The sequence below is a fragment of the Bdellovibrio sp. HCB209 genome (assembly GCF_047306065.1).
In the GTDB taxonomy this organism is placed as follows: domain Bacteria; phylum Bdellovibrionota; class Bdellovibrionia; order Bdellovibrionales; family Bdellovibrionaceae; genus Bdellovibrio.
Genome location: NZ_CP178618.1, coordinates 1,421,325 through 1,433,314, shown reverse-complemented (window position 1 = coordinate 1,433,314; position 11,990 = coordinate 1,421,325). Strand labels below are relative to the sequence as shown.

The 11,990-nt window shown below is 46.2% G+C and carries 12 protein-coding genes; 5 read left to right on the top strand and 7 right to left on the bottom strand.

What is annotated here, in order from left to right:
• Nucleotides 1-4: 4 nt before the first annotated feature.
• The 3 genes from ACLVWP_RS07045 (at nucleotide 5) to ACLVWP_RS07035 (ending at nucleotide 1,986) form a co-directional block, all read left to right on the top strand.
• Nucleotides 5-331, top strand: coding sequence for a VOC family protein (locus ACLVWP_RS07045; RefSeq protein ID WP_413560923.1), 327 nt, complete (start codon nucleotides 5-7; stop codon nucleotides 329-331).
• Nucleotides 332-478: 147 nt separating this feature from the next.
• Complete coding sequence (locus ACLVWP_RS07040; protein WP_413560922.1) at nucleotides 479-1,309, top strand: C1 family peptidase; 831 nt, start codon at nucleotides 479-481, stop codon at nucleotides 1,307-1,309.
• 14 nt (nucleotides 1,310-1,323) lie between these two features.
• Nucleotides 1,324-1,986 carry an HD domain-containing protein gene (locus ACLVWP_RS07035; RefSeq protein WP_413560921.1) on the top strand — a complete coding sequence of 221 codons (663 nt, stop codon included), beginning with the start codon at nucleotides 1,324-1,326 and terminating at the stop codon, nucleotides 1,984-1,986.
• Here ACLVWP_RS07035 and ACLVWP_RS07030 read toward each other — a convergent pair.
• The 5 genes from ACLVWP_RS07030 to ACLVWP_RS07010 all read right to left on the bottom strand — a co-directional run bounded on the left by ACLVWP_RS07030 (nucleotide 1,983) and on the right by ACLVWP_RS07010 (nucleotide 7,449).
• The gene (locus tag ACLVWP_RS07030; RefSeq protein ID WP_413560920.1) at nucleotides 1,983-2,666 is read right to left on the bottom strand and encodes an RluA family pseudouridine synthase; all 684 of its coding nucleotides are present in this window, start codon (nucleotides 2,664-2,666) and stop codon (nucleotides 1,983-1,985) included. The genes ACLVWP_RS07035 and ACLVWP_RS07030 overlap by 4 nt on opposite strands.
• Nucleotides 2,663-3,256 (bottom strand): RlmE family RNA methyltransferase, encoded by a 594-nt coding sequence (locus tag ACLVWP_RS07025; protein WP_413560919.1) that lies wholly within the window; start codon nucleotides 3,254-3,256, stop codon nucleotides 2,663-2,665. The genes ACLVWP_RS07030 and ACLVWP_RS07025 overlap by 4 nt, the downstream gene beginning before the upstream one ends.
• A 71-nt stretch (nucleotides 3,257-3,327) precedes the next feature.
• A complete protein-coding gene (locus ACLVWP_RS07020; RefSeq protein ID WP_413560917.1) occupies nucleotides 3,328-4,584 on the bottom strand; it encodes an MFS transporter in 1,257 nt (418 codons plus the stop codon).
• A gap of 433 nt (nucleotides 4,585-5,017) precedes the next feature.
• Nucleotides 5,018-5,818 carry an alpha/beta hydrolase gene (locus ACLVWP_RS07015; RefSeq protein WP_413560916.1) on the bottom strand — a complete coding sequence of 267 codons (801 nt, stop codon included), beginning with the start codon at nucleotides 5,816-5,818 and terminating at the stop codon, nucleotides 5,018-5,020.
• Nucleotides 5,818-7,449: an ABC-F family ATP-binding cassette domain-containing protein gene (locus ACLVWP_RS07010; protein ID WP_413560915.1), complete on the bottom strand. Its 1,632-nt coding sequence runs from the start codon at nucleotides 7,447-7,449 to the stop codon at nucleotides 5,818-5,820. The genes ACLVWP_RS07015 and ACLVWP_RS07010 overlap by 1 nt, the downstream gene beginning before the upstream one ends.
• A 454-nt stretch (nucleotides 7,450-7,903) precedes the next feature.
• On the opposite strand from ACLVWP_RS07010, the gene ACLVWP_RS07005 reads away from it, so the two are divergent.
• Nucleotides 7,904-9,820: a DEAD/DEAH box helicase gene (locus ACLVWP_RS07005; RefSeq protein WP_413560913.1), complete on the top strand. Its 1,917-nt coding sequence runs from the start codon at nucleotides 7,904-7,906 to the stop codon at nucleotides 9,818-9,820.
• A 189-nt stretch (nucleotides 9,821-10,009) separates the two neighbouring features.
• Complete coding sequence (locus ACLVWP_RS07000; RefSeq protein WP_413560912.1) at nucleotides 10,010-10,786, top strand: hypothetical protein; 777 nt, start codon at nucleotides 10,010-10,012, stop codon at nucleotides 10,784-10,786.
• A 66-nt stretch (nucleotides 10,787-10,852) separates the two neighbouring features.
• Here the strand turns inward: ACLVWP_RS07000 and ACLVWP_RS06995 are convergent, their stop codons facing one another.
• Nucleotides 10,853-11,497: a cytochrome b/b6 domain-containing protein gene (locus ACLVWP_RS06995; RefSeq protein WP_413560911.1), complete on the bottom strand. Its 645-nt coding sequence runs from the start codon at nucleotides 11,495-11,497 to the stop codon at nucleotides 10,853-10,855.
• Between the two features lie 33 nt (nucleotides 11,498-11,530).
• Nucleotides 11,531-11,899, bottom strand: a complete 369-nt coding sequence (locus ACLVWP_RS06990; protein ID WP_413560909.1) for an STAS domain-containing protein — start codon at nucleotides 11,897-11,899, stop codon at nucleotides 11,531-11,533.
• Nucleotides 11,900-11,990: the final 91 nt, after the last annotated feature.

The following is an 11,990-nucleotide window of genomic DNA, read 5'->3' as shown; positions in this document are numbered from 1 at the left end:
ATTCATGGAAACTCTTATGCATAGATCAGAAAAATTAGATCGCTGGTACGAGGAAAATCTCCATTTGCATCGCGATGATTCAGGTGGATTTATCGAAGAGCATTTTGAAATGCACACCGAATCTCCACAAAAATTTCTGTCTTTTCAAATTCCACAGTTGGCTCCACTGATTAGCTCCTTGGCTGAGTCAGGCATTCGCATTGTCGACTATATTGATGAAAATCCCCGCGGAAAATTCGCCTGGATCTTTGATCCAGAAGGTAACAAAGTTGAACTTTGGGAGCCTTGGGATGATTCACAAAGTTTAGTCAGTTTTCCTGAGCCTGATTGAGTCCCTGACAAAATCCTAAACATCCCAGTAAAAAGTATCTGCCCGACTCACGACGGCCCTGTGAAAGTGCCTTGAAGCCGATCTGAGCCCAAGGGCTTTGGCAACTCATTTGCAATTAAGAGCGTTTTTAAATCGAAGGAATATGAAATGACGTTCTTGGTTCGCACGCTATTTTTCTCTGCCGCACTTCTTTGCTCGCTTTATCTTCAAGATGCTAAAGCCGAACAAAAAGTTCTGACTCACCTCCAAACTCCGGTAAAAAATCAAAAGAAACGCGACACTTGCGCTTACTTTGCGATCTCGGCATTGGTTGAAAGCTCATTCAAAAAATTGACAGGCGATGACTATGACATTTCAGAAGAGTTCGAAGTTTTCCGTCATAAAGTAGCGAACGCATGGCGCCCCGAAGTTGAATTCGGAAATACATATGACCTTCTGCAAACAATTAAGAACGACATGTACGTTTATGAAGAAGCCCAGTTGCCCTACCAAGTAGAAAGCCCCGACTTCACCAAGCCATTTACATCTGAACAAACGGCCTTCTATGACCTTCGCCAGCAAAACGTACCTAAGGTTGTTTTCAGAAGCTTGTCTTTCAAACAGCTGACACAAATGTTTGTGATGCGTCCTTGGTCGGAACACGTGATCAACGAAATTAAACTAGATCGCCCTGTTGTCGTTACTTTGAATGTCGCTATTCCTCATATCGACGACAAAAAAGGGACTTTCACAATGACGCCAGAAATCGCGGCGCAATGTGATAGCAAAGCAATACCATGTGGTGGTCACGCCATTCTTTTGGTAGGCTATGATGACGAACGTCGTATCTTTATGTTCAAAAACTCATGGGGCCCTGAATGGGGTAACGCGGGTTACGGTTATGTGACTTTTGACCATGTCGACAAGTACTCTGACCAATTCATGACGGCGTATTTTGACAAATTGACGTCTCCTTCGGTGAAACGAGTGAGCCAGTAATCCAAAATTAAGAAATGGGAACCATGAATCAACCACATCCTGAATTTGACGAGAAAAAATGGTTCCATCTTTTTAAAAATAAGGCGCGGGTTCTTTATCCCAATTCGGACCCCGCTCACGACTTCCTTCACATCCAGCGCGTCGTTAACACTGCAAAAAATCTTTGTGATTCCGAAAAAGGCCGCTGGCAGGTTGTTATGCCTGCTGCTTTCTTTCACGACTACATCAATGTTCCAAAGCATGATCCTCGCAGATCTTATGCCTCTGCCCTTTCTGCAGAAGCGACCATCGAATACTTAAAGTCCGTCAATTATCCTGAAGAGTATTTTGATGAAATCCGTCACGCTATCGAAGCCCACAGCTACAGCGCGAATATCAAACCGACAACTTTGGAAGCACAGATCGTACAAGACGCCGACCGCTTGGATTCATTAGGAGCGATCGGTATCGCACGCTGCTTTGCCACGAGCACATTGATGAGTCGTCCGTTTTACGCTGAAGAAGACCCTTGGGCGGAGCAAAGAAATCTAGACGACAAGAGTTTTGGCATCGATCACTTTTATATTAAGCTTTTTAAATTAGTAGATTTGATGAACACGCAAACGGCGAAAAAAGAGGCCGAGCATCGCGTGACCTTTATCAAAGAATATCTCGCACAGATTAAACGCGAAATTTAAAGACCTTCTATTTTGATGATCTTAGGAAGTTGCAAAGCGTCTGCCCCTGGAGCTTTCGAGAAATCAATTTGGTAAGCACGAAGAGCAATCGAATCCTCTCCTTGCCATTTTACTTTTGAACCATACAGCTCATCACCCAAAATTGGGAACCCATGGCGGCTTAAATCAAAACGCAACTGATGTGATCTTCCAGTTACGGGCTGCAAATCCCATTGCCATTGACCCTTTTCATTCACTCCCAAAAACTGCGCGAGCGTTAGAGCATCCTTACCTTCAGGGCTCTCAAAAGCGCGGCGCTTGCCACGCAGTATGCGCGACTTCCATTCAAAATTCTGCCCGACGTTAACAGTGAATTTTTCACGCGGATTTTTAACATTGGCAGGAATATGAGAGTAATCTTGAGACGTGGTTAAGGCACGGTAGGTTTTGCTAACTGTTTTGTGTTCAAACCAAGCATTGGCCTTACGATGAGCGTCTGCAGATTTAGCGTACATAACCAAACCCGACACTTCAAAATCTAAACGATGAACTGGATAGATCTGAATACCTAATTGTTTTTGTAAAGCAGTCCCAAGAACATTGCGTTCGTCTTCAGCACCCATACGACTGGGAGTGGAAAGCACTCCCGCCGGTTTGTCACAGATAACAAAATGGACATTTTCAAAAACGATACGAATCATTTTTTATTAAGACCGATCAAGAAGATCTCTTTAGAGATCTTGCGCGTGGAATCCGGCTTCATCACTTCGCACTTAGCAAAGGACTTTTTGATTTCATCACGAAGCTTGGCAAAGTCATCGCTGTGAAAAAGCTTACAAACAAAGTGACCGTCTTTACGCAAGAATTTACGAGCCACATCCAACGCCAACTCACAAAGCTCCATGGAGCGCGCTTGGTCTGTCATACGAATGCCTGTCGTTTTGGGAGCCATGTCTGACATCACGATATCAAATGGCGGATGGAAACCGTGTTCAGTAAAGATATCTTCCAAATTCAAATCACGAAGATCTGCTTGAATGAATACGGCATTGGGTAACTTCACCGTCACCGGGCTTAAATCCACTCCCAACACACGCCCCTTAGGCCCTACTACTTTGGAAGCGTATTGAGACCATGAACCTGGAGAAGCTCCTAGATCCAAAACTGTCTGACCGCTGCCTTTAAAGATTTTGTATTTCTTGTCGATCTCTTCAAGCTTAAAAACAGAACGAGCGGCGAAGCCCTCTTCTTTTGCTTTCTTAAAGTATCTATCGCGTGGATTGTAAGTCATATCGAAGGTTTAAGTGTTGCCCGGGGTAAAGTCCAACACTAATTACCCCGAACGCCAGAACCCCGAAAGGATTACACCTCTTTAGGGACTTTAACCATAGCTAGCAACCCGCCACCTACGATAAATAGGAACAATAAACCGATCATACCTAAGCGAGAATTCCCCGTAACCGTCACCGTAAAGGCCACGATCAAAGGACCCAAGATCGAAGCGAAACGCCCCACCAGATTGAATAGACCGAAGTACTCACCACTTTTGTGTTTCGGAGCCATTTTCGCAAACAGGGAGCGACTCAAAGACTGCACCCCACCTTGAACCATACCGATAATCACAGCCAGCATATAGAAGTGCCATGCCTTGCTCATCCAAACCGCAGCCACCACGGTCACCGTATAGATTCCAATACAAACCATGATGGGTGCCTTCGTGCCAAAACGCTTTGTCACCACACCAAAATAATAAGCACACGGGAAACCAATAAACTGCGTGATCAGCAACGCCGCGATCAGATCCTGCGAGCCCAAACCAATCGACATGCCGTAATCCACCGCCATGGTCATCACCGTATAAACGCCATCGATGTAAAGCCAGTAAGCCATCATGAACATCAAGAGATTGCGCTCTTTATGAAAGAGCTCACTGAACGTGGCCTTCAATGTGCTAAGACTGCGACCTGTGAGTCTTAAGATATTGTCTTTAGAAACTTCCACATGAGGCTCTGGAACATTGCGCGCCAATGGAATTGAAAATACGAACCACCACACAGCAACTGTCATGAAAGAAATCTGAATGGCCTTCACACCGTCAGAAATTCCAAACCAATGCGGGAATAAGTGCATCAGAACGTTGATCAAAAATAAAATACCGCCGCCCAAGTACCCCATCGAATAACCTAAAGATGAAACGTAATCCATCTCCTTAGGCTCCGCAACAAAAGGCATCAGGGATTCATAGAACACGCAGCTGGCATTAAAAGCCATCATCGCAATGCCATAAGCTAAAATCGCACTCCACCAGTCACCAGAGGGGATAAAAGTCATCCAACCGCAAGCAATCACACCGATCATCATGAAAGACAGACAAAAGACTTTCTTTAAGCCTTTCAAATCCGCCATCACTCCCAATGTAGGGCTTAGCAAAGCGATCACCAAACTTGAAATTGAAATGGCAGAGCCCAAGCGAGCCGTTGTCGTCGTCGCATCAACACCATTGCTCCAAAACATTTTAAAAAAGACAGGAAAAAATCCCGCCATCACTGTTGTGGAATAAGTGCTGTTTGCCCAATCGTAAAGAGCCCAACTAAAGATCTTTTTTTTGCGAGTTTCCATTGCAAAAGCAGACCACAGCTCCTGGGGATTGGGAACCCACGACGTGTCAAAAAAAACGCCCACTTACAAAGTGGGCGTCATTCTTATTCCTTTTCCCTGGCTATTTCTTGCTCTGGCTCTCGACTTCCTAATTCGAGATAGAGATTGATACCACCGACAGCTGTCAGGAAAATCCCAACGAGGACATATGCCAACACAGCTCTCCGGTTTTGATTAAAGACGTAACTGAATGCTCCTGTTATCACGATCAGAGGACCCAGCACTACCATTGACGAAACTATCTGACGAAGTGCGAACACTCCTAGTTCAGAATTCATAACCCCCGCCTACGTTCAAAATTGGTTACTTATTTCTGTAATCTTCGTTTTTCTGTAGAACTTATCGGCAGGACTTTTGTCAGCTTAAGCGAAATTATAAGTAAGTTTAATCGCAATTACGTCTCATAGAAGGACAAGAGCGAAGCAGGCTTCGTCACGATGGTCAGATGATTTAAACCAGGCTCTGTAGCCGCTTTAGAAGCGATTCCGTCAAAGATCTCCTGCAAACGGAGGGGTAATACCACTTCGTCGCGATCACCTGTTACCACTGAAAAGGGAACGCTTTGTTCGTGTAACAATAATAAAAGATCCTCAGGTACCGTAGCAGCCCGAATAAAATCGGCACTATAGTGAGTCTTCTCTTCGCCTGTTTTAAAGGCCTCAGGATAATTCACATTAATCCCTTCGCCATCTTCATCAAAGTAGATCCAACCACCCAAGTTATCCTGGAGTGCATGAAATGTTGGAGGCAAGTACGGCGCAATCGCCACGAATTTTGAAAACTGCTTACCGATATCGGAAGCAGCAATTCGCAAAGCAAATCCCCCACCCAACGAGTGCCCTGACAGAATCATGTTCTTCACTGAAGTTTTCATCTTCATATGAATCACTAACTCCTCAAGATCGATTTCCAATTGATTCGCAGAGATTTTATCGGAAAGCTGCAAGCTCGCCCCATGACCACGGAAGTCTGGAGTTACAACCTGAGCCAATCCGGCAGAGGCAATGGCTTGCGCCAAAACACAGAGATAGCGACTGTCGCCACCAACTCCATGATAAAGGATCACCAGATTTTCAGAGCGTGCGGGATAGAAACGATAGGACAAGAGATCTTTTTGACGAGTGCGAAAAACCTCCTGCGGAGCCAAACGGTCCACAGGAATTTTAAAATCGCGCAAGTCAAAAGCGAGCTTCATTAGCGAGCGCCCGCTTCCTGTTTCTTTTTGTGAAGGTAGTAATCGTAGTCACCCTCGTAGATACGAAGTTGGTTTTTATCCACCTCGAACACGCGAGTCGTCACTTCACGCAAGAAGTGACGGTCATGCGATACGATCATAACAGTGCCAGGGAAGTTTTTAATCGCCTCAAGCAAGATTTCACGAGACACGATGTCCAAGTGATTCGTCGGCTCATCCAGAACCAACAAGTTCACTGGCTGCGCCAGGATCGTTGCCAGAACAACACGAGACTTCTCACCACCCGAAAGGATAGAGATCTTTTTCTCGGCTTCCTCGCCAGAGAATTTAAATGCCCCCAAAAGCGAGCGTACAGTTCCCATACCTGCATTCGGCATGCGTGAGTGCACTTCATCCACGATTGTCATCTTAGGATCAAGGACGTCTAGGGAGTTCTGAGAGAAGTAACCAAGATTGATAGATGCACCTAAAGCACAAGTACCTTCAGTTGGAGTGACCTCGCCAGCGATGATCTTAAGTAATGTGGATTTACCCGCACCATTCACGCCGACAACCGCAATGCGGTCCATGCGTTTTACAAGTGCTTGAGCACCAGAGAATACATTTTTCTCTTTGCCATCATCACGTTTCCAAACCTTAGAAAGACCCTCAAACTTAACAACCTCATCCCCACCACGTGGCGGAGTTGGCCATACGAATTTGATTTCGTTTTCTTCAACCGGAACTTCGATACGATCAATTTTTTCTAATTTTTTAACACGAGATTGAACTTGGGCAGCATGCGAGGCGCGAGCTGCGAAGCGAGCGATGAACTCTTCTTCTTTAGCTAGCATCTCTTCCTGACGTTTTGCTGCTGCGATCAATTGCTCCATACGGATGTCGCGCTCTTTTTCGTAGAAGTCATAGTTACCACCGTAAACAGTGATCGTCTTATTTGCGATTTCAACGATTTTAGAAACGATACGGTTCATGAAGTCACGGTCATGCGACGTCATCAAAACGGCACCCTTGAAATTCACCAACCACTCTTCAAGCCAGATGATAGATTCAACGTCCAAGTGATTCGTCGGTTCGTCCATCAGCAAGACTTGCGGGTTCATCACCAGGATTTTCGCCAAAGCGATACGCATTTTCCAACCACCAGAGAAGCTCTCTGTCGGACGGTGATAGTCCTCAGGACCGATACCAAGACCGGTTAAGATCTCCGCAGCACGGGATTCAAGGTCGTAACCACCAAGGCGTTCAAACTCACCTTGCATCTCCCCGTACACTTCCAGGATTTTCATCATCTCATCTGGATCCAAATCCGGATTAGAAAGCTTAGCTTCGTATTCCTGCATTTTTTCTTGCATGTTACCGATGCTGCCGATTGCGGATTTAACTTCCTCAATCGCCGAACGGCCACGCATGTCTTCGATATTTTGCGAGAAGTACCCGATCACAGTTTTATCGGATTTAGAAACTGTTCCTTCGTAACCTTCTTCGCCCGTGATGATACGGAAGATTGTAGTTTTACCTGTACCATTCAAACCAACCAGACCGATTTTCTCGCCGTCGTTGATTTGGAAGTTACCGTTACGATAGAGAACTTTGTTCCCCTGCTGCTTTGTGATGTTTGATAAATGAATCATGGTCCCTTATATATCTCGAAATTCATCGAGATGCGCCAAAATTTTTAATTATTTACACCGAGGAGCGCACCAGAGCTCCCTGCCAGGATTTTAGGCAACTCCAAAAGTATAACTGACTTTCTCTAACTCCGCCGAATCCTGGTGACCGATACCCCCTGAAGGTCAAGCCGGGAGCTGGTCTTACGATCGAGTGCCAGATTGGCATCAGCTATCGCGAGGAGCCCTTAGGTACTCGCATTCCGCGAGAAGCACTACAATCGCCGCGAGCGATGTAAGTGTCTGAAATACTCTCAGTTTCTGCAAATAGTTCATTATTATTGCAACTAGGGAATATATCCTGAGCTTTTACCCCTAACATCGTGTACATTCCGCCATTCATATCTTAGAGCGCATACCAATATCCGAAAATAGTTTGGCCATTTGGTGAAGTGCTCCACTAACTGAAAGGCTACTCGTGACTCCTCCTTTAACTACTGTCGATACATTTGAAAGCTTTGGTCTTAGCGCTCCGTTGATGGATGCGATGAAAGACATGGGCTTCTCAACTCCGACGCCCATTCAAAAACAAGCTATTCCTTTGCTATTAGGCGGTGCGAACGATTTTATCGGTCTCGCTTCGACTGGTACTGGTAAAACTGCTGCGTTCGGTATTCCTCTTATCGAAAACCTTGATGCTTCTATCAAAGACACTCAAGCTCTTGTGCTTTCTCCAACTCGTGAGTTGGCGTTGCAAGTTGCTGAGCAATTGGCTTTGCTTGGTAAGAAAAAAGGCATCCGCGTAGTAACAATCTACGGTGGTGCTTCTTACCGCACACAAATCGACGGTATCAAACGTGGCGCCCACATCGTGGTTGCGACTCCGGGCCGTTTGGTTGATTTCCTTGAGCAAAAAATGTTGAAACTTTCTAAAGTTCAAACTGTGATCCTAGACGAAGCAGACGAAATGCTTTCTATGGGTTTCAAAGACGCTTTGGATTTCATCTTGTCTGCAACACACCCAGACGACGCTGCTGCCAATGACCGTGCAGCATGCAGAACTTGGTTGTTCTCTGCGACGATGTCTCCTGAAGTTCGCCGTATCACTGAAAAGTATTTGGAAAATCCAGAAACAGTCGCAGTGAACAAAGTGGGCTCTACAGCTGACACTATCGATCAAGTTTACTACACAGTTAAAAACATGCACAAAACAGAGGTTATCTCTCGCTTGTTGCAAACTTTGCCTGAATTCTACGGTATCATCTTCTGCCAAACTAAAATGGAAGTTGCTGAACTGTCTGACATTTTGGCTCAACGTGGTTTCCCAACAGACTCTTTGCACGGTGATAAATCTCAGCAAGAGCGCGAAGCGACTTTGAAAAAGTTCAAATCAAAACAAGTTAAAGTTATCGTAGCAACAGACGTTGCGGCTCGTGGTTTGGATATCAAAGATCTTACTCACGTTGTGAACTACAACTTGCCATGGGATGCTGAATCTTATGTTCACCGTATCGGCCGTACAGGTCGTAACGGTCAAAAAGGGACAGCGATCACTTTGGTGAACTCTGACCAATTGACTCTTCTTCGCCGTATCATGAATACGACGAAAGCGACTTTCACTAAAGGTGTTGTGCCTTCTGCTGACGAAGTTGCTGGTCTTAAAATCAAAAACGTATTGGATAAAGTGGGCTCCATGGATGCTGAAAATGCATCTTTGCAATTGGCTGCTGATTTGATCCAAGATCTTTCTCAAGCTGATGATATCAACTTTAAAGATCTTTCGACTGAGGACTTGCTAGCTCGCTTTATCGTGGCTTACTTCCCAGACGTATTCGTTAAAAAAGATCTTATCCTTGATTACATGGGCGACCGTATCCCTCGTGAGTTGTTGCCTCGTGATCCGAACAACAACAGATTCACTGCTGGCCGTGATGGCGGTGGTGATCGTGGTGGTCGTTACAACGACCGTCCTCGCACTGGTGGTGGCTTCCGCGGTAACCGTGGTGGCTTCCGTAACAATCGTTCTGACGATGGCGACCGTCCTCGTTACAACGATGGTGGATACCAAAACGACGCTCCAAGCAGAGGCGCAAGTGCTCCTCGCCGTTCTGGTGGCGCAAGCGCAAGCTTCCGCGGCAACAACGATGCTGGTGGCGAACAACGTACTGAACGCAGCAGCAGCGCTCGTACTGAGCGCTATGACCGTGAAGAGGGCCGTGGCAACCGTGCTCCAGCAATGGACAACGGTGGCGGCGAACGTCCTTTCCGTAAACGCTCTTTCAGCAGCGATCGCGATGAAAATCGTGGCAACCGCTCTGAGCGCGCAGACCACCCAGGGATCAAAAGATCTCGCCCATCAGGCGGTTCTTCATCTCCCCGTCGTTTCCGCGATTAATTAGTCTTTACAAGTCACTATGTGGGCGACTTCGAGGGTCGGTGAGCAATCACCGGCCCTTTGTTTTTGGTGTTGCCGGAAACAGTAACGCAAAGTTCGTCGGTGTCTCAAAGTTAGACAGGGTCAACGGCGCCTCGTTTTAGTACAGCCCGATTTCAGGTGGCACCCGATCTGCATTGGAGTCACTCCATGAAATGCTTAAATAAAAAATCACTTATTTTAGCCGCCCTGATCATTGGTAACCTAACAGTTGCTCAAGCATCTGTAGGATCGTTTAAAACAACGGAAATTACCGATGACGCCTATTTAACCGAAGAAATGATTGGCGAAGATGCTGCTGCCATCGACGTAGCCCGTTCTTTAAAAAGAATTGGTGCCGACAAGGTCTGCAAATCTGTCGTTAATGAGGAAGAAGAAGGTCGCTACTATAAAGCGGTCGAGCGCGCCTTCCAAAAGAATGAATTCCCAATGCTAACTGCAGGCACTAAAGACCTTATTGCCGCTTGTCCTAAATACTCGACTCTTTCACAAAAAGAGAAGGAAGAGGTTTGGACAACAATCTTGGGCTCCATGGCGTTTTACGAAAGTACTTGCCGCCAGCTAGGTGCTCGCCAAGGTGGACCGAACGGTTCCTTGGGTGGTCCTTTCCAACTCCACGTGGGTAAAGAAAGAAATTACGGTAAGCTTTGCCGTTCAGGTGATGCAACGACGACGGATGCTAATAGATTCATCCCGTGTGTTCTGTCCATGCTGGAAGGCTATATGAAGAAGCAAGAAAGCAAAGGCAGCACAGTGAAGCTGTTCCCTCCAAGAGGTGCCGGCGCTACTTACTGGGAAGTTTTGCAGAGTGACGCAGCAAAACGCTTTAAGGTGACTAGCGAAGTAAACGGCCAGAAAAAAGTCCTTCGCGGCAATGGCGCAGACTTCGTGAAACTTGCAATCAAGGATTACAAATACTGCCGCTAAGAACGGTGAAAACAAAAAAGGCTGTCTCTCCGACAGCCTTTTTTTTACTTTAACTTTTCCCCGTAGCTAATTGCCACCGTTGATCATGTCGGATGTAAGCCCTTTGTCTCCGCGATTTTCCGCAATGAAAATTCCCACGATATGCAAAGCCGTGAAACCCACAAAGAACCACATGAGCCATTCGTGAACTTCTTTAAGTAAGTGCGAGAAGTCTTTAGAAAGACCGATCTCTTGCTTAAAGTATAAAGCGATCCCTGAAAGCACCATGTATAGAGTGATTAAATAGAAAAGAGCATAGCCCGTCTTAACCAGCGTGTAGTGAACAGCGGTGATACGAGTCTCTGGCGGAAGCGCCGGAATGCCTTTGGCACTTTGCACGGCGTGAGTTGCCGGGCATTTTTTAACCACGAAGATACCGATTAAAATGCGCGCCACTAAAAGGGCGGCCAAGGCAAAACCGATCCAGTAGTGCCACTGCCACATCACATCGCGAAGACCCTTCGCGATAGATTGAGCGGCCTCCGTAGTTACAGCTCCACCCGCCTCTTCAACTTTTGATTGGATAAAGACCGCGTTTGTACGCCAGCTTAGAAATGTTTTGCGCAGCAAAACTGTCCCCAGCAATCCAAGGATCGCCAAAGCATTCAGCCAGTGCCACCAGCGCATGCTGGCAGGTTGGTTCTTTTTAAAGCTGTAGTTATTGGCCTTCATCAGTCCGACTCCTGTTAGAGAGTCGGCACCATATCAGGCAGCCCTTGGAAATGACAAGAGGGCACTTTTCAAATCCTCGGTCACTTCAAGACTACGCACCATCCCCATTCGAACCAACTTCTCTCTTAAGGCTCCCTTGAGGGAACAGAGTCTTAGGTCAGCGGGTTTCGCGCGAATGTCCCTCTGCAACTGTGCAAAACTTGCCAAAGCCTCACTAGAAATCCGATCGATGTTTTGAAAATAAAACACGACCTGGCGGACTTCCTCTTTAGAAAGAATCTCTTGGCGGCAGGCCTCAAGAGCCGGAACCACGACGGATCCCATTTCTTCCCCAGTGAAGGATACTACAAGCATCTTATTTTTATGACTTATACTGTAATTAAACGACTTCTGATCATCCAACGTACTACTCCTCGAAATCGATATGCCTTTCAATAGAGTATTTTAGCACCCTAAAGCTCGATGAAAAGAATTCCGTGCACCGATCTCAAAG